Source organism: Glutamicibacter sp. NPDC127525, assembly GCF_042672105.1.
GTDB lineage: Bacteria > Actinomycetota > Actinomycetes > Actinomycetales > Micrococcaceae > Glutamicibacter.
The window spans coordinates 236,519-256,469 of sequence record NZ_JBHXVN010000003.1 but is presented as its reverse complement, the minus strand read 5'-3'; the positions used below and the strand labels follow the sequence as shown (position 1 = coordinate 256,469).

Below are 19,951 nucleotides of genomic sequence, written 5' to 3'. Positions count from 1 at the left end.
AGGTGGGGACGCCATTGTCCCCGCCTACTTGCGTTCTCTGCGGAACTGTTTACAGCACCACGGTGCCGGACTCGGTCTCAAAGGTAACCGACATGATGCCCGGAGTGCCATTCGGCGCTTCATATTGCATGGTGACAGCGCCCAAATTGACGTTCTGCGGCTGGCCCAGCCAATCCAGCACCCGTTCACGCGAGCCGGCAATGGCGATCTGGCTGATGGCGCCGGCAGGTTCCAGCGCCTTCGACGGATGCAGCTCCTCGGATCCTTCATCCCAGGAAATCAGGTACGGGCACTGCGGATCGGCGATCAGGCCCTTGATGCCAATCTGCTGCCAGGTCAGTTCGCGGCCATCAGGGAACTTCCGGTTGCCCGGCACCGACTTGCGGCCCAAGCGGTCCTCGGCACTGGATAGATCCTCCACCGAGACGCACCAGCCCATCCAGCCGCCGCCGAGCTCCGAACGGGCGCGAACCGCCTGTCCGAAGGGTGCCTTGTCGCTGGCCGGGTGGTTCAGGACTTCAACCACCTCCAGGTACTGGCCATGCTTGAGCGGGAAGATGACATTGCGTGTTCCGAATCGTGGATGCACGCCGCCCTTGACGAATTCCAGTCCAAGGGACTCGGAGATTCTTTCAGCGGTTGGCAACAGCCCGTCTGGGCCGCATGCATAACTTACGTGATCTAGCCTCATCATGTGCCCATCATGGCAACATGTGATGCGAGTCTCTACTTAGGCACACCTAAGTGCCGGGATGCTATCGAATACTCTGCGATGAACCTGCAATATTCGCGAAATATGACCGATTGAGTCCAATCACCAGCTCTTGCGTTGCAAAGATCTTCGGTTTTCGGGCAAACTGGTACCAGGTCATGAGTCCCAGTAACAAGCCCCGGCTTACTGGGCGGCAACCCTCCAACCGCGGTGGGGTGCCCCGGGTGAAGACCTGGCCCTTGAACGCACAAGGCATCAAGGACAAGCGCGGGTTACCCCTGGAAGTCGTCACGATATGGTGCTTCCTGTCGGTGTCTTTTCAGTGGCGTACCCCCATAGTCATGAAACGCTATTTGGAGGAAACCATGAGCAATAACTGGTCATTTGAAACCCGTCAGATCCACTCCGGCCAGACCCCGGATCCGACGACCGGAGCACGGGCTCTCCCGATTTTCCAAACCACCTCTTTCGTCTTCCCCAGCGCCCAGAGCGCTGCTGCACGTTTCGCGCTGCAGGAACTGGAGCCGATCTACACCCGTATCGGCAACCCGACCACCGACGCGGTGGAAACCCGCATCGCTGACCTGGAGGGCGGCGTTGGAGCACTGCTGCTCTCTTCGGGACAGGCTGCCACCACTTTCGCCATCTTGAATTTGGCCGAAGCCGGCGACCACCTGGTGGCCAGCCCCAGCCTGTACGGCGGAACCCAGAACCTGCTCAAGCACACGCTCAAGCGCCTGGGCATCGAGGTCACCTTCGTTGCCGACCCGGACAACCTGGATGATTGGCGTGCCGCGGTGCGTCCGAACACCAAGGCCTTCTTCGGGGAAACCATCTCCAATCCGCGACAGGACGTCCTGGACATCGAGGGCATCTCGGCGATCGCCCACGAAGCCGGCGTGCCGCTGCTGGTGGACAACACCCTGGCCACCCCGTACCTGATCCGCCCGATCGAGTGGGGCGCGGATATCGTGATCCATTCGGCCACCAAGTTCCTCGGCGGCCACGGCAATGCCATTGCCGGTGTCATCGTGGACTCGGGCAACTTCGACTTCGCCAAGGACGCCCACCGCTTCCCGGGCTTCAACACCCCGGACGAGTCCTACAACGGCCTGGTCTTCGCCCGCGACCTGGGTGCCAACGGCATCCTGGGCGCCAATCTGGCCTACATCCTCAAGGCCCGCGTGCAGTTGCTGCGCGATTTGGGTTCCTCGGTTGCGCCGTTCAACGCGTTCTTGATCGCGCAGGGCCTGGAAACCTTGTCGCTGCGCATTGAGCGCCACGGCCAGAATGCCGTAGAAGTTGCCAATTGGCTCGAAGCCCGCGAGGAAGTGCAGAAGGTCGCCTACGCAGGCCTGAAGTCCTCGCCTTGGCATGAGCGTGCGCAGAAGTACAGCGATCAGGGCGCCGGCTCGATCATCGCGTTCGAACTGGAGGGCGGTTCGGAAGCCGGCCAGGCCTTCGTGGACGCACTGGTATTGCACTCCAATGTCGCGAACATCGGCGACGTGCGCTCCTTGGTCATCCACCCGGCCTCCACCACCCATGCCCAGCTCTCCGAAGCGGAGCAGGTTGCGGCCGGCGTGAGCCCGGGACTGGTGCGGCTGAGCGTCGGACTGGAGAATATCAAGGATATTCTGGCCGATCTGGAACTGGGCTTCCAAGCTGTTGCAGCCCTCGAGAACAAGGAACTGCAGGAAACCCTCTAGGCATGGCATCCATTGTGACTACTGAAGATACTCTGCGCGCCGAAGAGCTCGCCGGCGGGCAAGACGGCATTTTGCGCCGTAAGTCCGTGGGGGAGCACCACTTCGAATTCGGTGGATTCCTTCCGGACGTGGTGCTGGCCTATGAAACGTGGGGGACGCTAGCAGCTGATGGCTCCAACGCGGTGCTGGTGATGCATGCGCTCACCGGTGACGCCCACGTTGCGCAAGGCGATTCGCAAAGCGCCGGCTGGTGGGAAGAGCTCGTAGGTCCCGGAGCCACGGTTGACACCAATGAGTACTTTGTCGTGTCCATCAACATGGTGGGTGGTTGCAATGGTTCCACCGGCCCCTCGTCCTTGGGCGACCAGGGCCTGCCCTACGGTTCGAGCTTTCCCTTCGTCACCATCAAGGACTCGGTGCGCCTTGAAGCGCGGCTGGCCAAGCAACTGGGAATTGATTCCTGGCATGCGGTCATTGGCGGTTCGATGGGCGGTGCGCGCGCGTTGGAATACGCCGTCGAGTTCCCCGACCAGGTCAAGAACCTCGTAGTGATGGCCTCGAGCGCGCAGGCGACTGCCGAGCAAATTGCCTTTGCACAGGTGCAAACCCAATCCATCCGGTTGGATCCGCACTTCTGCAATGGCGACTACTACGGCAACGATGCGCGCCCGGACGCCGGTCTTGGCTTGGCTCGCCGCCTGGCCCACATCACCTATCGTTCCGAGGCCGAGCTTGAAACCCGTTTCTCGCGCAATCCGCAGGATGGCGAGAAGCCAACGGGTCTGCTCGAGGGGCCTCGCGGGCGGTACCAGGTGGAAAGCTACCTTGACCATCAGGCCAGCAAGCTGGTGAATCGTTTCGACGCCAACAGCTACCTGGTGCTCACCGAGGCGCTGATGAGTCATGATGTGGCTCGCGGCCATGAATCCCTGGAAGCCGCCTTGGCGCGATTGGCGAACGTCAACGTGGTGGTTGCCGCGGTAACCACTGACCGGTTGTACTTTCCTGAGCAGTCAGTGAAGCTGGCCTCGTCGCTGTCCAAGCCAAAACCGGTGCACTACATTGATTCGCCGATTGGCCACGATGGATTCCTGACCGATGCCACGCAGCTCGATGGCGTGCTCCGGACCTTGGTGTTCGGGGACTGAGCCCCGGAAAGGGCTCGGGAAGATTTCAAAGCCTGAAGCAGTTCCGCCAGTAATCGGTGGAACTGCTTCAGGCTTTTCATGCCTACTTGGCGCTGTCGCCGGCGCCGAGCGAGTCGTTTGGCTTGGTCTGCGCAAACGGCGTGGCCGAGGGCCGCTTCGGGGTGATGCCGTCGCCGGAGGACTGGTGGCGCAGGCGGCGCAATACCCAGGGAGCAAGATGCTCGCGCGCCCACTGCAGATCCTCCTTGCGGGCTTCCCGCCAGCTGCGTTCATCCACGGCCGGAACGATTTCGGTATCCAGAGGATGCGCGACGTTCAGCGAGTCCAGTGCCATGGCGGCAATGCGCCGGTGCCCGGCAGGGGAGAAGTGCAGGCGATCCGGTGCCCACATCTGGGATTGGTGCAACTCCTGCAAGGCCCACATGTCCGCCACGATGGCGTCGTGGCGGGCGGCTACGGTGCGCACATTTTCGTTGTAGATCGCCACTTTGCCTCGGATGCTTCCCAAAACCGGGGTATCGCGAATATCGGGCCCGGTGAAGAGCAAGAGCGTGGCGCCCGTATCGGTGAGCTTGGCTACCGCATTGTCGAGGATATCTGCAATCTTGTCTGGATCCCCGCCCGGGCGCAGGACATCGTTGCCGCCCGCGCAGAGCGAGATCAGATCAGGCTTCAGGTCAATGCAGGGATCGAGCTGTTCGGCAACGATCTGGCCAATCAGCCGGCCTCGAATGGCGAGATTGGCATACGAGAAGTCCGGGACGGTGCGGCTGAGCTCATGGGCCAAGCGGTCGGCCCAGCCAAGGTGGCGGCCGGTGCTCGACGGGTCGGGGTCGCCTATGCCCTCGGTGAACGAGTCCCCAATGGCGACATAGCGGCGCCACGGATGCAGTGGGGCATTGGCGGATGTTGATAGTTCAGAAGCAGAATCGTTTGGCACGAATCTATTGTTACCAAAGGGTAACTTATAGTCAATCATTCCCGAGGATGATTCCACGAGCTGCCGTGCTAGTCGCTCAAAGCGTCCCGGCGCGCCTGCAAGTACTCGTCGCGGGTAATGATTCCTCGCGAGTGCAGGGAATCGAGTTCGGCAAGCTTGTCCTCAAGGGATTTTCCGGCGCCAGCATAGCTGAATTAGCGGCTCTTGCCAACAGTTCGGTTTCCAGGGTCAGCGGATCAAAACCGGCGCTCTTAGCTTTGCGGTAATTGCGCACAGCTACGAAGATGATCAATCCGACAACGGCGATAAAGAGCATGGCGAACAGGGGAGTGCCGACTGAAAATACGGCGTCCACGTTATCGAATAGGGACGAAGCGCTTCCCGGGTCCGGTTCGATGTACCCGAAACTATCGAGATCCTCTTGCAGCTGCCCCGGAATATCTTCGCTGTATTCAATTTCGCCCATGGCGCCTATTCCTTACTCTGTCGCTGTCGCTGTCGCTGTCTCGTCCGGCGAGAGCGGCGTTCCGGAGGGCCGTGAGGCCGTTGGTCCAGTTGAACACGAAAAACTTGGAAAGCTAAGCAATTTTTGAAGATTTATAATCTTGTAACATGTCAACTGGATTTCGAGGCCTTGGAAGACCAAGGTTCCAGGATAGTGCCGGCCAACGCCATCAGCAGATTCGACGGTGATTATGGGGAAGTTCTGCTGCACCCGGGCGCTGCCATCGCCGGTGGCCGGGGAATTGATGGAATCGGGCCGCGGAAGCGCTGAGCTAGCTGTAGTTCCCCGCGACGTCCTGTTCGATAGTCTTGGGGAACTATGACTATCCCGGATCAGGCTCCAGTGGCCATCATCTCCCGTAACGACGAATCCCGCCTTGGAACTCCGCTGCTGGTGTTCCTGCACGGCTATGGCTCGAATGAACAAGACCTCATGGGGCTCTCGCAGCATCTGCCCGAAGAGTTCACTTACCTCTCGGTGCGCGCACCGCTCCAAGCAGGCCCGGGGTACAGCTGGTTCCCGCTGACCCAGGAAATCGATTACTCCATCGAGTCGGTGGCACGCAGCGTCGAAGCGCTATGGGCATTGCTGGAACCGCTGGCAAAGCAGCACTCCTCGATCACCCTGCTCGGTTTCTCCCAGGGCATGGCCATGGCGACTTCATTGGCACGCTACCAGCCCGATTCCATTGAAGCCGTCGTCGGGCTCTCGGGCTTCGCCGTGGATCCCGGGCCCTTGGATATATTCGACGACGCGAAGCTGGCAGAAAAGCCGCTGCCGCTGTTCTGGGGCCGCGATCTGGCTGACCCGGTGATCACCCGGGACAAGATCGAATACACCCTGGGATGGGTCCCGGGGCACACCGAATTGGCCAGCGAAACCTACCGGCAGATTGGCCACTCGGTGTGCATGGAAGAACTGCAGGATGTTTCCGAGTTCCTCAACAGGGTCGTCCTGGGGAAAAGCTGACTACTGCTGCGCGGTGACCTTCACGCATTCACCATTCACGCACACCACGTCGCCGGGGCGGATCTGCGCCCCGCGACGGGTGTCCACCTCTCCGTTGACGGTGACGATTCCGTCGGAAATCATTTCCTTGGCGTGGATGCCATCCTCGGCCAGGGAGGCAAGCTTGAGCAACTGGCCCAAGCGGATGGACTCGTCGCGGATTTCTAGGTCAAAAGCTTCATTGGCACTCATGGCTTCCATTCTTCCCTAAATAAGCGCGCTGCATCGTTAGAATCGGCCAAAGGCGTGGAAGTTCACGTCGGCGTTACCTGATTCGGCTTCGTCTGCAGGCCGCGGAAACGATACCCTTGGAAGGTATGTATTTTTCTACGGACCGCAACCAGCGGCCTCGTAATTCCCATTGGAGTTGATATGGCGCCACAGTCCAAGCTAGACCAGGTTATTTCCCTCGCAAAGCGTCGAGGATTCGTTTTCCAGGCTGGTGAAATCTACGGTGGTTCCCGTTCGGCATGGGATTACGGTCCCCTGGGCACCGAACTGAAGGAAAACATCAAGCGCGAGTGGTGGCAGAACTTCGTTCGCGGCCGCGAGGACATGGTTGGCCTGGACTCGTCGATCATCTTGCCCAAGGCTGTCTGGGAAGCGTCGGGCCACGTGGCCACCTTCACCGACCCGCTGGTCGAATGCATCCAGTGCCACAAGCGCCACCGCCAGGACCACCTGATCGAGGCTTTCGAGGCCAAGAAGGGCCGTGCAGCCAAGGACGGGATGAGCGAGATCGCCTGCCCTGACTGCGGCACCAAGGGCCAGTTCACCGAGCCGCAGATGTTCTCCGGCCTGATGAAGACCTTCCTGGGCCCAGTGGATACCGAAGCCGGCCTGGCCTACATGCGTCCGGAGACCGCCCAGGGCATCTTCGTGAACTTCGCCAACGTGCTCACCGCCTCGCGCAAGAAGCCGCCATTCGGCATCGGCCAGATCGGCAAGGCTTTCCGCAACGAAATCACCCCGGGCAACTTCATCTTCCGCACCCGCGAGTTCGAGCAGATGGAAATCGAGTTCTTCACCGCTCCGGAAGATGCCCCCGACTTCTTCGACCAGTGGGTCAAGGATTGCTGGGCATGGTTCCTGGATCTGGGCATCAAGGAAGAGAACCTGCGCCAGTTCGACGTGCCAGAAGACGAGCGCGCGCACTACTCGGCCGGCACCATCGACTTCGAGTACCGCTTCGGCTTCCAGGGTTCGGAGTGGGGCGAGCTCATGGGCGTTGCCAACCGCACCGACTACGACCTGTCCAGCCATGCGAAGGCTTCGGGCTCCGAGCTGTCCTACTTCAACCAGGCCACCGGTGAGCGCTACACCCCTTACGTGATCGAGCCTTCCTTCGGCCTGACCCGTTCCATGATGGCTTTCCTGGTCGATGCCTACACCGAGGACGAAGCACCGAACACCAAGGGCGGCGTGGACAAGCGCACCGTGCTCAAGCTCGATCCGCGCCTGGCTCCGGTCAAGGCCGCGGTGCTGCCGCTGAGCCGCAATGAGAACCTTTCCCCGAAGGCCAAGGACCTGGCTGCCGAGCTGCGCAAGCGCTGGAACATCGACTTCGATGACGCCGGTGCCATTGGCCGCCGCTACCGCCGCCAGGATGAGATCGGCACCCCGTTCTGCATCACCGTGGACTTCGACACCCTCGAGGACCAGGCCGTGACCATCCGCGAACGAGACACCATGTCCCAGGAACGTGTTTCCCTGGACCAGGTCACTGCTTACCTTTCCGAGCGCCTGAACGGAGCCTAGAGCCCGATGAACGAACTGGAATTCCGACTGTGGCGCTCCGGGGACGACCTCCAGCTGCTGCAGATCTTCGGCGACCCGCGTTCCCCGCAGGCCCACCAGGATCGCACCATGCTGCGCGAAAACAGCGATGCACCGTTCTCCCGCACGCTGGTAGCCACCGTTGACCAGGTGGCTATCGGCGCCGGGGTGGTGTTCGCTTCCTCGCTGCATCCGCAGCGCCTGTGGCTCTATGTCGAGGTAGCCGCCGAGCAGCGCCGGTCCGGCGTGGGCACCGCCCTGGTTCAGCAGCTGCGCAAGCAGATCCCGGCCGGCCAGGCGCAGGAGCTCAAGGCCCGCTACACGGTGACCGCCGGCGATCCTGCGACCGCGGCGGCTGGCTTCTGCCAGTCGCTGGGCCTGGGCGAAATCCAGGTCTCGCGCGATGTCATCCTGGAGCCGGGTGCACTGGCTGAACCGGTTTTCGATACCAATGACCGGGTGATCGAGGACCTGTCCACCGGCAGTGTCGAGCTGACCCAGCTGGTGATGGATTTCTACAACGCGGTGCACACCGATTGGGATCCAGCCAAGATGACCGTGGGCTCGGCGCAGCGCATGCTGCTCGACGAGCACACCGGCGCGCAGGGCGCCTTGGTGCTGCGCGACAAGCCGAAGCGCGAGGGCGGTGTTCCGCTGGCTTTCGCGGTCAGCTACGTGCCCGCCCGCGAGAACGCCCCGACCGACGTGCTGGTAGGCCACAACCCGGCCTTCAGTGATGACGAAGTGGCAGAAGCGGTGCGCGACATGGTCGCCATGCTGATCCACCAGTACCCGGTGAAGCTGGAAGTCGACTCGTCGATGTTCATCCTCTCCTCGCTGATTGATGCGTTGGCCGTGGTTGACCAGGCCACCGTCATATCCACGACGCATATCCTCGCCAGCGACGCGGCGAAGTAATGCCAGCAAGAACGGGACCCGCCTGGCGGGTCCCGTTTTTGCCATTCTGCACCAGCCTCCACTTCGTGAAAGAACTCCGTTGACCACCAGCACCACCATGACCGCGCAGGTCCGCTCCGGCGGAAAGATCCTGTTCATCCTGCTTGCCATCGCTTCGGGCCTGCTGCTGTGCGTGCAGTCGCGCATCAACGGGGCGCTGGGCGCGAAACTGGGGGACGCCATCGCGGCATCAACCATCAGCTTCGGTGTCGGCTTGGCGGCATTGGTACTGCTGGCCATCTTTGTTCCCGCGGTGCGCGGCTCGGTGGCGCAAGTGCCGCGCGCCTTGGCCCAAGGCCGTTTCCCGCGCTGGTACCTGGTGGCCGGGGCGGTAGGTGCCCTGATTGTCTTCAGCCAGGCCGCAGCGGTGCCGGTCATTGGGGTGGCGCTGTTCACCGTCTGCCTGGTGACCGGCCAGGCAATCGGTTCCATGTTCATGGACCGGGTGGGCTTTGGCGGGGCCGCGCCGCGCAAGATCAATGCCTTGCGCATCCTCGGCGTGGTGCTGACCATTATCGGCGTGGTTTGGGCGGTCAGCCCGCGCGGAGCCGACGCGGACCTTTCCTCCTTGCTCCTGCCAATGGCGCTTTCGGCAGCCGTCGGCATGCTCATGGGCTTCCAGGCAGCTGCCAACGGCGCGCAAGCGGTGGCTTATGGCGGCGCCACGGCGGCGACCCTGGTGAACTTTGCCGTCGGGTTCGTGGTCCTGGCGATGGTGATGCTGGTGCGGTTGCCTGCCGGCATCGGCCTGGACCCGCTGCCAGGCACCTGGTGGTACTACATCGGCGGACTGCTCGGTTGCCTGTTCGTCGGCATCACCGCCCTGGTGGTCAAGCGGCTCGGAGTGCTGGTCACCAGCCTCGCGGCCGTTGGCGGCCAGCTGGTGGGCTCGCTGCTCCTGGACGTTTTCTTTCCGGCCCCCGGTTCGTCCGTCACCGCCGCAACTGTCATGGGTACCTTGCTGACACTGCTCGCTGTTGGCCTGGCCTCGATCTCCGGAGCGCGGAACGCGAAGCGCGCCAGCCCCCGGATCCCGGTGGCATCACGCAATTAGCGTGGCGCGCTATCGCTGTTTACCTTCAGTTTTCCTCCACGACTTATGCTGGAATCCATGGAATCACAGCGCATGGCACAGGGCTCGGCCAGGGAAGTCTTCAAGGTCTTCCTGAAGCTCGGTTTGACCTCTTTCGGCGGTCCCATCGCCCACTTGGGATACTTCCGCACCGAACTGGTTGATCGCCGCCGCTGGCTCGATGACCAGCAGTACGCCCAACTGGTCGCATTGAGCCAGTTCCTGCCCGGCCCGGCATCCAGCCAGGTCGGTTTCGGCTTGGGCTTGCACCGGGCCGGAATGCGCGGTGCCCTGGCGGCATTCCTGGCGTTCACCCTGCCCTCTGCGGTGGTGATGGCGGTCTTCGCCTTCGGCGCTTCGCTGTTCAGCGGTCCCATCGGTACCGGGCTGCTGGCCGGCCTGAAAATCGTTGCGGTCGCCATCATCGCCCACGCGGTACTGGGCATGGCAAGGAACCTGGCTCCGGATCGTGCCCGTGCCGCCATTGCGGTTGTCGCTGCCGGATCGGCGCTGCTTTTGGCCGGAAGCTTCGGGCAGGTCCTGGCCATTGCCTTCGGCGCATTGGCAGGATATTTCTGGTGCCGCGGCAAGGATGCCGGAGCAGCGGCGGCTATGCAGTTTCCGGTATCAAGGACCGTGGGCATCAGCTGCCTGTCGCTGTTCGCCATCCTGCTTTTCGGGTTGCCGGTGGCAGCCCTTGCAACGGGCTGGGATCTGCTGGGCTTCATCGATGCGTTCTACCGCTCCGGCGCCCTGGTCTTTGGCGGCGGGCACGTGGTTTTGCCGCTGCTCCAAAGCGCAGTTGTGGATCCCGGGCTGATCAGTTCCCAAGAATTCCTCGCCGGCTACGGCGCGGCCCAGGCCATGCCCGGACCGCTCTTCACCTTCGCCGCGTACCTTGGCGTCCTCGTCGACTCGGGTCCCGGCGGCGCTGCCGGAGCGCTCATCGCCTTGCTTGCCATTTTCCTTCCGGGCTTCCTGCTGCTGCTCGGCGTGCTGCCGTTCTGGAACCGGGTGAGCCACTGGTCTGCCGCCAGGGCCATCATGCATGGCGCCAACGCGGCAGTGGTCGGGGTGCTCGCCGCCGCACTGTACAACCCGGTCTTCACCTCGGCGATTACTTCGGCTCCCGCTTTCGTCCTGGCCTTGCTCTGCTTTGTTTTGCTGACCGCCTGGAAGATGGCCCCATGGATTGTCGTGGCCATCGGTGCGCTCGGGGGAGTGCTGCTGGGCGTGCTGGCTTAGACAGGCTCGGTGAGCTGCTGGGGCCGGCACCCCGGTGCGCCTCGTGGCGCGGGGTACCGGACCTCGGCGCAATGCCCCTAGTTCAGGCTCTTGGCTGTGTTGAGCACTGCGATCAGCTCGTCGAACCATTGCGCATAGCTGCTGTAGGTGAACGGACGCTTATCATCCCATTCGACCACCTGGCTGGCCTCTACCGCTGGCAAAGACGCGAAGACGGGATGGTCCTTGACCTGCTGCGCGGTGCCCGAATAGCTCAGCACCACATCGGCAGGGTAGTCGGCAACCTTCTCCCAGCTCATTGAAGCCCAGCCGCTGTCCTCGGTCTGGCCGACAATATCGAATCCGAGTTCGTCCAGCAGGGCCAGCTGGCCCAGTGATTTCTGGCCGACGTACAGGTCGTCATACCCATTGAGCGCGATGATCCGCAACGGCTGGTCCTTGGCCAAGGCACGCAACTGTTCAAGTTTGGCTTGGTAGTCGGCCTTGGCGGCGGACTGCGACGCAATATCCCCACCCAATGACTTGGCCAATGATTCATAGTCCTCGATGACCTCCAGAACAGGCCGGTTGCCAAATTTGATGCCCAGGAATGGAGCCGTGGCAGTGGCCTCTGCCTGGACCTTGTCATCCCACCAGGTCCAGCCCGTGCCTTCGGCATTGCCGAAGCCCACGATCAGATCCGGGTCGAGGCCAAGCAACTTCTCCAGGCTGAACTCTCCGTCCTGGCCGATGATGGTCATCTCTGCTGGATCCGCACTGCCAAGGGCCAGGCTGCCCGACTCGTCCAAACCGTATCCGAAGACGCCCGAGGGGCGGATGCCGTAGTCCCAGAGTGCCGCAGCCGAATAGGAATCGGTGACCAGCGTTTGCGGTGCAGCATCCATGGAGATGGTTTTTCCATAGCCGGAATCGGTGAAGCTCCACGCTGCGCTGGCTTCGCCGTTTGAAGGGGAAGCGGCCTGGGTGCTCGGGCTGCAGGCGGCCAGGGCCAGGGCTGCGGCCAGCGAAGCTGCGCCGAAAAAGACGCGTCGGGTCATTGGTTGCATGTTCTTTTCCTTCTTAGATGGCCTCGTGGCCCAGCGGGATCACGAGTGGTGTGTGCGAGACGGGATCCTGGATGATGGTGCAGGGCAAGGCGAAAACCTCGCGGATCAGTTCCTCGGTGACAATCTGCGAGGGAGGTCCTGCGGCGACGATCTCACCGGATTTCATCGCGATCAGGTGCGTGGCGTAGCGGCACGCTTGGTTCAAGTCATGGAGCACCGCAACCACCGTATTGCCCTGTTGCTCGTTGAGCCTGCGGCACAGTTCCATGATTTCGATCTGGTGGGAGATGTCCAAGAAGGTGGTCGGTTCATCGAGCAGCAGCAAAGGAGTCTGCTGGGCCAGTACCATGGCGATCCAGACGCGTTGGCGTTGCCCGCCGGATAGTTCGTCGACCAGCCGCCGGGAGAGCCCGGTGGTGCCTGTGGCGTGCATGGCGCTGAGCACTGCTTGCTCGTCCGCGGCAGACCATTGGGAGAACAAGCCTTGGTGCGGGCTGCGGCCGCGGGCGATCAGATCCGCAACGGTGATGCCATCCGGGGCGATGGAGGACTGCGGCAGCAGCCCCAGCCGCTGGGCCACCTGCTTGGCTGGCAGGGACAGGATCGGTTTGCCATCCAGGATGACCTGGCCGGAGGAAGGCTTCAGCACCCTGGACAGGGCGCGCAGCAAGGTCGATTTGCCGCAGGCGTTGGGCCCAATGACGACCGTAAACGAGCCCGGGGGGATGGATAGCGAGAGGTTTTCGGAGATGGCCGATGGCCCGTAGCCCAAGGTGAGCCGGTCGGCGGATAGCTGCGGATGGGTCATGCTCATTGGCGTCGTGCCTCACGAAGTAGTAGCCAGATCAGGTAGACCCCGCCGATGCTGACGGTGACTACGCCAACCGGCAGGGAAGTGTTCTCCAAAACGCGCTGGGCCAGCACATCGCTGGCCAGCAGCAGCACGGCGCCGAGCAATGCCGAGTAAGCCAACGACACGCCTGCGCTGCCCATGATCCGGCGGGCGATTTGCGGAGCAGCTAGCGAGATGAAGGCGATGGGGCCTGCCGCCGCGGTGGCCAGGGCAGTCAACGCCACCCCGATCACCAGCAAGGACAGCTTGCTGGATTCGGTGTTGATGCCCAGCGCCACAGCAGCGTCATCGCCCAATTCCAGCAGGCGCATCCTGCGCGTGCAGGCCATGGCGCCCAGCGCGAGAGGCAACGCGACCGCTGCGGCCGGTATGGCCTGGTCCCAGCCGATGGCATTCAGCGAGCCGGCACCCCAGATGGCCGCGGTCATGGCGTCCTCCAGCTCGCTGCGCAAGATCAGCCAGGTGTTGGCCGAAGCGAGGATCGCGCTGACCGCGATCCCGACGATGATCAGCCGGAATCCCTCAGAGCCGTTCTTAAAGGACAAGGCATACACCACGGCCGCGGTGGCCAAGCCACCAGCCAATGCACCGAGTGCCACCTGGAAATACCCGCCGCCGAAGACCAGCATGACGGCCAGCGCACCGGTATAGGCACCGGTATTGAATCCGATAATGTCTGGAGAACCCAGGGGATTGCGGGTCATGGATTGGAAAATTGCCCCGCTGGCGCCTAGCGCTGCGCCCAATAGCAGTGCCATCAGAACGCGGGGCAGCCGCCATTGCAGCACCACCCGCTGGCTGCTGGCCTCCCCGGCTCCAGCCAGGGTATTGAGCACTTCGCCCAAGCCCAGCGTGTAGTCGCCAGTGGCCAACGCGTAGAGGCCCAGGGCGGCCGCCAATACCGAGAGCAGTGCGGCGAGAAGCAGCTGACGTGGTTGCACGCGCAACCAGATGCGTCCAATGCGCAGTACCCGGTGGCCCGGGCCGAAATCCACAGCACTCATAGTCCGCTAGCCCGCTTGCGCCGAACCAGCCAAATCAGCACCGGAGCGCCAAGCAAGGCCGTGACGACCCCCACCTGCATTTCGCCGGGCGGGACAACGATGCGGCCAAGCACATCGGAAACGAGCAACAGCACCGGGCCGAGGATCATCGAGAAACACAGGATCCATCGCTGATCCGGTCCGACGATCCAACGGCTGATATGCGGGATCATCAAGCCCACGAAGCCGATCGGGCCGGCGGCGGCGGTCGCTGCGCCGCAGAGCAGGGTGACCGCCACAATCACCACTGCGCGGGTCAGGCCGATATTGGTACCCAGCGCGAGGCTGGCCTCATCGCCCAAGGCCAATGTGTTCAGCGAGCGGGTGCACAGCACCGCCAAGACCAGCCCCAGGATAACGAAAGGGGCGATGACGCCCACCATGGGCAGGGTGCGGTTGTTCAAGGTTCCCGCGCCCCAATAGCGCATGCGGTCAAAAGCCTCGGGGTTGAGCAGGGTCATCCCGTTGGAAATTCCTCCCAGCACGGCGCCCAGTGCGACGCCGGACAAGGTCAGCCTGGCCGGTGTCGCTCCACCGCGGCCACGCGATCCAATGAGGTATACCGCGAGGGTGGCCAGCACGGCTCCGGCGAAGGCGAACCAGATGTACTGGGAAATGTGGGTGATGCCGAGGAACGCCACAGCGAGCACGACGGCGAATCCGGCGCCCGCATTGACCCCGAGGATACCGGGATCTGCCAGCGGATTGCGGGTCAGTGCCTGAATCAATGCGCCGCCAACAGCCAGGGACATTCCTGCCAGGAGCCCAATCGCGGTGCGCGGCAGGCGCAGCTCGTTGATGATCACCAGTGTTTCGGGTGTGCCAATTCCCCATAGCGCCTGCCCGGCAGCCAGCGGCGCAATCGCCTTTGCTCCAATGCCCAAAGACGCGAAGAGGGCGACTGCGAGCAAGCCGAGGCAGAGGGCCAACGCCGCTGACTTCCAAGCATTGCTGGCGGCCAATCCTGCTGATCCATGGGCGGCTTTGGCTTGATCGGACTTGTTGGCGGGCTGATGCGGCGCAAGGAGGGTCATGCGACTTTCCGTAATTAGGGAACACTCACTGAATCGCGAGCACAAAAAGTCACACTACCATGATGTTTTTAGTTTAGGGCAAAATAAGTCACAATAGACGCACCTATTTACAAATTGGTGCTGAATGCGTTCCGACTAGGCGAGATTGATAAAACGCACCGACCCGTCAGCTTCGGCAAGAACCATGAAGGAATCATGATGAGTTGCCAGGTATTCCTCGATGCGCGCCAGCACCGACACCTCGGTCCGGTCGTCCAATGCAGGGCCGGACGAAGCCATCCACGTCACCGCTAGCTCCGGGCGCGCTTTGAGCTGAGCCGCCATCGGCTCGGAAGCCGCCGGGCCAACGATTACCACTCCTCGACGTGTTATCGCCCCCTGAGAGGCAATGGATTTTCCAGAAGAACCGGCTCTGGAATCCTTATCCGAACGCCACAGCGCAAAGTGGTAGCCGGCCACGGCAGCGGTCGCAACCAGCCAGCCCAGCGGGCCGCGAACGGTGTCCAGGAGGGAATCAAGACGAGAATCGGGTTCCAGGTAGAACTCGAAAATCCGGTACCCGAAGACCAGCAGGGAAACCAGCGCGACGACGGAACTGGCTCCGAAGAACAGGACCAAATAGGCGCTGCGCGAGTCTGCCGGGAAGGGCTTCCAGGGCTTGAAGTACCAAAGCCATGCGGCGGCTCCGAAGGCGAGCAAGCCGAGACCATGGCCCAGCAAACCCGCGGAGTAGCCCACCGAGACGCTGGACCCGAGTGCTGCGAAGAGCGCATTGACCACCATGCCCAGCCCGGTAGCCAGCACGGCCAGGCTGACACCGCTCAGCGCCAGGTGCGCTGCGCCAACCACGGCGGCAGGGTGCAGCCCGGAACGCAGCTGGGACTGGTGGTAAATCCAGAGAACCGCGGCCGCCACAATGATGGCCAGCAGGCTTGGACCGCCGTCGAGGAACAGCTCGGTGCGTTCCTGCGCCGTCCATGCCTGCGGCCACACCCAGGAAACCAGCTCGGCGATCGCCAGCAGGAACGCCAACGCCGGTGCGGCCAGGCCCAATACAACCAGCAGGACGCTGTTCAGGAGATTGGACATCTTCTGGACTCTGCGCAGTTTCCAATGCCAGAACCACAGGGCCGAGGAACCTGCCAGCCAGACCAGCGCCATCAGCAGATTCGGCATGCCGGTGGGGCCCACCAGCGTGTTTTCCGGCACGACCAGGATTTCCAACGCGACCGTCAGCGTGGCAATCAGCGAAAGCGCGAAGAGCACCATGCTGAAGTAATTTCCCACGCTGGCCGCCAGCTGGGCGAATTGCCGCGGTGCAGTACGCGGTGAAGTGATTTGGCGGTGCTGCCAGGCGCACACCGTGCCCCAGCCCAAGGCCACCGCCAGCGTCGACTGCCATGCACCGTCGCGGGCTGCGGAAACAAGTCCCGCCAGGAACGCCAGCGCGGCGCAGCTGCTGGCAGCCAGGGTGGCAAGGTACGCGGCCGAGGCCTGCAAGGACCAGATGGCTGAGTCGAAGGCCGACGGCCGGGCCAAGCGCTTGCGGATGGAACGCCACAACAGCCAGGCCAAGGGGATTCCAACCAGGGTGAAGGTGAAGGCCATCGCCAGCTGCTCGGTGCTGACCAGCAAGGAATCGAAACCATGGAAGAGCGCGGTAAAGAGCGTAGACAAGCCCGTAGCCGAGACCATCAACAGCACGAACAGCAAGCCGTGGAGGATCACTGGACGCAGCACGCTGCTGCTTTGCACGTGGAACGCCGGGGCGGTTGCGGCCATCAGTAACCCAACTCCTCGGCGGTGCACAGGCCGACCTGCCACGGCATGCGGTCAATCAGCCAGGCTCCATCGATCTTGCGCAGCTCGAACGCCTCTTCATATGAGGACAGATTCCCCAAGGGCAGGAATTGGGCGTCGCGGGTATTGAACCTGGTGCGCACGGTAGCGCTGGACTCCCCGACGGTGCTGCGCAGCAGCTGCACATCAAGCGGCTGCGGGGCATAGGGTTCGGGAGAGCACAGCGTCCTGGATTGGCCTTCAACAGTGTAGCCCTGCATGGCCGGCAAATCCTCGGCCTCGAAAGCCATCAGATATCTTTGCACGACCCCTTCCGGAGTGTTCTCCCCGTGGACCTCTGGTGCCGAACGCAGCGAAACCACGAGCAATGCGGCTATAACCAAAGCCACAATGGCGGCGGCAAGGGCCAGCAGAACCACCCGCGCCGCCGAAAATTTACTTGTCATTGCATCATTTTGGTCCACATCAGGACAATAATCCAGCGCCTCGGCATCAAGATTTGATGAAGATCTCAGTTACTGTTTTGCGTTCGTGCGGGATAATGGATGGGTGACGACCCTGACTGATGCGCCAACCAACACCCCGACCCTCAAGCTGCCTCCATTGCAGCTGGGCAAGCTGACCATTGATACCCCGGTGGTTCTTGCTCCGATGGCTGGGGTGACCAACCGCGCCTTCCGCCGCCTCTGCCGCGAATATGGCGGCGGGCTGTACGTGACCGAAATGGTGACCGCCCGGGCACTGGTGGAACGCAACCCCGAATCCTTGCGCATCATCTCCCACGATCCCGACGAGGAGATCCGCTCCATCCAGATCTACGGCGTGGACCCCGGCACCGTGCGCGCTGCCGTGCGCATGGTGGTTGACGAAAACCTGGCGGACCACGTTGACCTGAACTTCGGCTGCCCAGTTCCAAAGGTCACCCGCAAGGGCGGCGGCTCGGCCCTGCCCTGGAAGTCGGATCTCTACACCTCCATCATCGAAGCCGCGACCTCAGAGGCCGCCAAGGGCGATATCCCGCTGACCGTGAAGATGCGCATCGGCATCGACAAGGACCACCTGACCTACCTGGAATCAGCGAAAATTGCCCGGGACCACGGTGCGGCCGCAGTCACCTTGCACGCGCGCACCGCCGGCCAGTACTACGCGGGGCACTCCGACTGGGACGCGATCACGACCTTGCGCGAAGCCATGGATGACATGCCGGTGCTGGGCAACGGCGATATCTTCAGTGCCGAGGATGCCATTGAAATGGTTGAGCAGACCGGTGCCGCCGGCGTCATGGTAGGCCGTGGCTGCCAGGGCCGGCCATGGATTTTCGGCGACCTGCAGGCGGCCTTCGAGGGCCGTGAAGACCGTTTCCGCCCGGGCGTGCGCATGGTCGCCGACACCGTATACCGCCATGGCGAACTGCTGGCCGAATTCTTCGAGGACGAGGGCAAGGGCATGCGCGATATCCGCAAGCACATTGCCTGGTACTTCAAGGGCTACCCGGTAGGCGGCGAAATCCGCTCGCAGCTGGCCCAGGTGCCATCCCTGGCAGTGCTGCGCGAACTGCTGGACCAGCTGGATCTGGACCTGCCGTACCCGGGGGTTGCCGCAGAAGGCACCCGCGGACGTGCGGGCCACCCGAAGAAGACGCACGTCCCCGACGGCTGGCTGGATAACCGCGTGATGAGCGATGCCCACCGCGAAATGATCAAGGCCGCCGAGCTGGATATCTCCGGCGGCTAGCCACCCCGGGATAGCCACGGCTACGCCACTAGTGGATAACTCCTCAATGCCGGCAAAGAGTTACTAGACTAGGAACTATGACTCAGATCCCCGGATATACCGAAGCCGACCAGCAGCGGTGGGTGCCTGAACCAGCGAAGAAGTCCTACCGTACTGCCTTTGAGCGGGACCGTGCCCGCGTGCTGCATTCCTCCGCCTTGCGCCGTTTGAGCGCCAAGACCCAGGTAGTGGCACCAAACCAGAATGACTTCGTGCGCAACCGGCTCACCCACTCATTGGAAGTGGCCCAGGTGGGCCGCGAGCTCGGTGCGGCCCTTGGCTGCGATCCGGATGTTGTCGACACCGCCTGCTTGGCGCACGACCTGGGTCATCCGCCCTTTGGCCACAACGGCGAGAAGGCGCTGGACAAGGCAGCCAAGGACATTGGCGGATTCGAGGGCAATGCCCAGACCTTGCGTTTGCTCACTCGCTTGGAAACCAAGACTTTCCGGCACAACGGGCATTCGGCCGGGTTGAATCTTTCGCGGGCGTCGCTGGATGCAGCGTGCAAGTACCCGTGGCTGAAAACCGATGCGCCAGAGGTCAACGGCAAGAAAACCAAGAAGTTCGGTGTCTACGAGGATGACGCCACCGTCTTCAACTGGTTGCGCAACGTCCCGGAAGCCACCGCCGGAGCAGTCTGCATGGAAGGCCAGGTCATGGACTTGGCTGATGACATTTCCTACTCGGTTCATGACGTGGAAGACGCAATTGTCGGCGGCAAGCTGCAGCTGCGTTGGCTCAAGCAGGATCTGCAGCGCGAGCGTGCGTTGCAGGTGACCAAGGACTGGTACTTGCCGACCACTGGGGAGGCCGACATCGATGCGGCGTTGCGCCGCCTGGAAATCAGCGATGAGTGGGTTTCGCATTTTGACGGCTCACGGCGTTCCATGGCGGCGCTGAAGGACATGACCAGCCAATTCATTGGCCGCTTCGCTGCCGCGGCAATGGATGCCACCCGGGCACGCTTCGGGGAAGGCAAGCTCACCCGCTATAACGCGAACCTGATTGTGCCCGAGGAAACCGAGCACGAGATTGCCGTGATGAAGGGCATCGCGGCCAGCTACGTGATGGCTTCGGAAGTGCGCCAGCCGCTCTACCTGGATCAGCGCACGCTGCTGACCGAGCTGGTCGAACTGCTCTGTGAAACGGGCCGGGATAATCTGGAGCCGATCTTCGCAGCTGACTGGGAAGACGCCGCTGATGAAGCGGCCCAGCTGCGTGTGGTGATTGACCAGGTCGCCTCGCTCACTGACGTCTCAGCCACCGAATGGCACTCGTATCTGGTCAAGGGCGAAGCCCCTGACGCAAAGTTGTTCTAGAAGGGAAT

Annotated in this window: 19 protein-coding genes and 1 riboswitch; of the genes, 9 read left to right on the top strand and 10 right to left on the bottom strand. The window is 62.5% G+C overall.

Translation table 11 applies throughout. From position 1 onward, the window contains the following. Positions 1-49: 49 nt before the first annotated feature. On the bottom strand, positions 50-694 hold the full coding sequence (locus tag ACFVHU_RS09240; RefSeq protein ID WP_332498748.1) for a VOC family protein: 645 nt from the start codon (positions 692-694) through the stop codon (positions 50-52). Positions 695-866: 172 nt separating this feature from the next. Then, a riboswitch (SAM riboswitch) is annotated at positions 867-986 on the top strand. 91 nt (positions 987-1,077) lie between these two features. Here ACFVHU_RS09240 and ACFVHU_RS09235 point away from each other — a divergent pair. Next, positions 1,078-2,421: a bifunctional o-acetylhomoserine/o-acetylserine sulfhydrylase gene (locus tag ACFVHU_RS09235; protein ID WP_388024024.1), complete on the top strand. Its 1,344-nt coding sequence runs from the start codon at positions 1,078-1,080 to the stop codon at positions 2,419-2,421. A gap of 2 nt (positions 2,422-2,423) precedes the next feature. Next, positions 2,424-3,569, top strand: a complete 1,146-nt coding sequence (locus ACFVHU_RS09230) for a homoserine O-acetyltransferase (protein WP_388024022.1) — start codon at positions 2,424-2,426, stop codon at positions 3,567-3,569. 82 nt (positions 3,570-3,651) lie between these two features. Here ACFVHU_RS09230 and ACFVHU_RS09225 read toward each other — a convergent pair whose 3' ends face one another. Continuing rightward, complete coding sequence (locus tag ACFVHU_RS09225; protein WP_388024020.1) at positions 3,652-4,548, bottom strand: SGNH/GDSL hydrolase family protein; 897 nt, start codon at positions 4,546-4,548, stop codon at positions 3,652-3,654. 29 nt (positions 4,549-4,577) lie between these two features. Continuing rightward, complete coding sequence (locus ACFVHU_RS09220; RefSeq protein WP_388024192.1) at positions 4,578-4,631, bottom strand: hypothetical protein; 54 nt, start codon at positions 4,629-4,631, stop codon at positions 4,578-4,580. Between the two features lie 701 nt (positions 4,632-5,332). Here ACFVHU_RS09220 and ACFVHU_RS09215 point away from each other — a divergent pair. Next, positions 5,333-5,983 (top strand): alpha/beta hydrolase, encoded by a 651-nt coding sequence (locus ACFVHU_RS09215; protein ID WP_388024018.1) that lies wholly within the window; start codon positions 5,333-5,335, stop codon positions 5,981-5,983. On the opposite strand, the gene ACFVHU_RS09210 is transcribed toward ACFVHU_RS09215, so the two are convergent. Continuing rightward, positions 5,984-6,214 (bottom strand): RNA-binding S4 domain-containing protein, encoded by a 231-nt coding sequence (locus ACFVHU_RS09210; protein WP_181148825.1) that lies wholly within the window; start codon positions 6,212-6,214, stop codon positions 5,984-5,986. A 180-nt stretch (positions 6,215-6,394) separates the two neighbouring features. On the opposite strand from ACFVHU_RS09210, the gene ACFVHU_RS09205 reads away from it, so the two are divergent. The 4 genes from ACFVHU_RS09205 (at position 6,395) to chrA (ending at position 11,072) form a co-directional block, all read left to right on the top strand. Next, positions 6,395-7,780, top strand: a complete 1,386-nt coding sequence (locus ACFVHU_RS09205; RefSeq protein ID WP_388024016.1) for a glycine--tRNA ligase — start codon at positions 6,395-6,397, stop codon at positions 7,778-7,780. Between the two features lie 6 nt (positions 7,781-7,786). Further along, a complete protein-coding gene (locus tag ACFVHU_RS09200) occupies positions 7,787-8,716 on the top strand; it encodes a GNAT family N-acetyltransferase (protein WP_388024015.1) in 930 nt (309 codons plus the stop codon). A gap of 79 nt (positions 8,717-8,795) precedes the next feature. Next, a complete protein-coding gene (locus ACFVHU_RS09195) occupies positions 8,796-9,809 on the top strand; it encodes a DMT family transporter (RefSeq protein WP_388024014.1) in 1,014 nt (337 codons plus the stop codon). A gap of 57 nt (positions 9,810-9,866) precedes the next feature. Beyond that, positions 9,867-11,072 carry a chromate efflux transporter gene (chrA, locus tag ACFVHU_RS09190; protein ID WP_388024012.1) on the top strand — a complete coding sequence of 402 codons (1,206 nt, stop codon included), beginning with the start codon at positions 9,867-9,869 and terminating at the stop codon, positions 11,070-11,072. Between the two features lie 77 nt (positions 11,073-11,149). Here chrA and ACFVHU_RS09185 read toward each other — a convergent pair whose 3' ends face one another. The 6 genes from ACFVHU_RS09185 to ACFVHU_RS09160 all read right to left on the bottom strand — a co-directional run bounded on the left by ACFVHU_RS09185 (position 11,150) and on the right by ACFVHU_RS09160 (position 17,294). After that, complete coding sequence (locus ACFVHU_RS09185) at positions 11,150-12,118, bottom strand: ABC transporter substrate-binding protein (protein WP_332502599.1); 969 nt, start codon at positions 12,116-12,118, stop codon at positions 11,150-11,152. A 13-nt stretch (positions 12,119-12,131) separates the two neighbouring features. Next, positions 12,132-12,932 carry an ABC transporter ATP-binding protein gene (locus ACFVHU_RS09180; RefSeq protein WP_105657206.1) on the bottom strand — a complete coding sequence of 267 codons (801 nt, stop codon included), beginning with the start codon at positions 12,930-12,932 and terminating at the stop codon, positions 12,132-12,134. Continuing rightward, positions 12,929-13,975, bottom strand: a complete 1,047-nt coding sequence (locus ACFVHU_RS09175) for a FecCD family ABC transporter permease (protein WP_388024010.1) — start codon at positions 13,973-13,975, stop codon at positions 12,929-12,931. Before ACFVHU_RS09175 ends, ACFVHU_RS09180 begins: the two co-directional genes overlap by 4 nt. Beyond that, complete coding sequence (locus ACFVHU_RS09170; protein ID WP_332595106.1) at positions 13,972-15,048, bottom strand: iron chelate uptake ABC transporter family permease subunit; 1,077 nt, start codon at positions 15,046-15,048, stop codon at positions 13,972-13,974. Before ACFVHU_RS09170 ends, ACFVHU_RS09175 begins: the two co-directional genes overlap by 4 nt. 135 nt (positions 15,049-15,183) lie before the next feature. Beyond that, a complete protein-coding gene (locus ACFVHU_RS09165) occupies positions 15,184-16,830 on the bottom strand; it encodes a DUF5671 domain-containing protein (RefSeq protein ID WP_388024009.1) in 1,647 nt (548 codons plus the stop codon). Then, a complete protein-coding gene (locus ACFVHU_RS09160; RefSeq protein ID WP_388024008.1) occupies positions 16,830-17,294 on the bottom strand; it encodes a hypothetical protein in 465 nt (154 codons plus the stop codon). Before ACFVHU_RS09160 ends, ACFVHU_RS09165 begins: the two co-directional genes overlap by 1 nt. A gap of 103 nt (positions 17,295-17,397) precedes the next feature. Here ACFVHU_RS09160 and dusB point away from each other — a divergent pair, with 103 nt between their 5' ends. Then, entirely contained in the window at positions 17,398-18,582 is a 1,185-nt protein-coding gene (gene dusB, locus ACFVHU_RS09155) for a tRNA dihydrouridine synthase DusB (RefSeq protein WP_388024006.1), read from the top strand. 77 nt (positions 18,583-18,659) lie between these two features. Further along, entirely contained in the window at positions 18,660-19,943 is a 1,284-nt protein-coding gene (locus ACFVHU_RS09150; protein WP_105657212.1) for a deoxyguanosinetriphosphate triphosphohydrolase, read from the top strand. Positions 19,944-19,951 lie beyond the last annotated feature (8 nt).

Bases quoted from the DNA above. Each gene is read 5' to 3' on its own strand.
- chrA (WP_388024012.1), top strand. From the start codon at position 9,867: ATGGAATCACAGCGCATGGCACAGGGCTCGGCCAGGGAAGTCTTCAAG.
- ACFVHU_RS09175 (WP_388024010.1), bottom strand. From the start codon at position 13,975: ATGAGTGCTGTGGATTTCGGCCCGGGCCACCGGGTACTGCGCATTGGA.
- ACFVHU_RS09235 (WP_388024024.1), top strand. From the start codon at position 1,078: ATGAGCAATAACTGGTCATTTGAAACCCGTCAGATCCACTCCGGCCAG.
- ACFVHU_RS09215 (WP_388024018.1), top strand. From the start codon at position 5,333: ATGACTATCCCGGATCAGGCTCCAGTGGCCATCATCTCCCGTAACGAC.
- ACFVHU_RS09230 (WP_388024022.1), top strand. From the start codon at position 2,424: ATGGCATCCATTGTGACTACTGAAGATACTCTGCGCGCCGAAGAGCTC.
- ACFVHU_RS09170 (WP_332595106.1), bottom strand. From the start codon at position 15,048: ATGACCCTCCTTGCGCCGCATCAGCCCGCCAACAAGTCCGATCAAGCC.
- ACFVHU_RS09225 (WP_388024020.1), bottom strand. From the start codon at position 4,548: ATGATTGACTATAAGTTACCCTTTGGTAACAATAGATTCGTGCCAAAC.
- ACFVHU_RS09240 (WP_332498748.1), bottom strand. From the start codon at position 694: ATGATGAGGCTAGATCACGTAAGTTATGCATGCGGCCCAGACGGGCTG.
- ACFVHU_RS09180 (WP_105657206.1), bottom strand. From the start codon at position 12,932: ATGAGCATGACCCATCCGCAGCTATCCGCCGACCGGCTCACCTTGGGC.
- ACFVHU_RS09185 (WP_332502599.1), bottom strand. From the start codon at position 12,118: ATGCAACCAATGACCCGACGCGTCTTTTTCGGCGCAGCTTCGCTGGCC.
- ACFVHU_RS09150 (WP_105657212.1), top strand. From the start codon at position 18,660: ATGACTCAGATCCCCGGATATACCGAAGCCGACCAGCAGCGGTGGGTG.
- ACFVHU_RS09165 (WP_388024009.1), bottom strand. From the start codon at position 16,830: ATGGCCGCAACCGCCCCGGCGTTCCACGTGCAAAGCAGCAGCGTGCTG.
- ACFVHU_RS09160 (WP_388024008.1), bottom strand. From the start codon at position 17,294: ATGACAAGTAAATTTTCGGCGGCGCGGGTGGTTCTGCTGGCCCTTGCC.
- ACFVHU_RS09210 (WP_181148825.1), bottom strand. From the start codon at position 6,214: ATGAGTGCCAATGAAGCTTTTGACCTAGAAATCCGCGACGAGTCCATC.
- ACFVHU_RS09200 (WP_388024015.1), top strand. From the start codon at position 7,787: ATGAACGAACTGGAATTCCGACTGTGGCGCTCCGGGGACGACCTCCAG.
- ACFVHU_RS09205 (WP_388024016.1), top strand. From the start codon at position 6,395: ATGGCGCCACAGTCCAAGCTAGACCAGGTTATTTCCCTCGCAAAGCGT.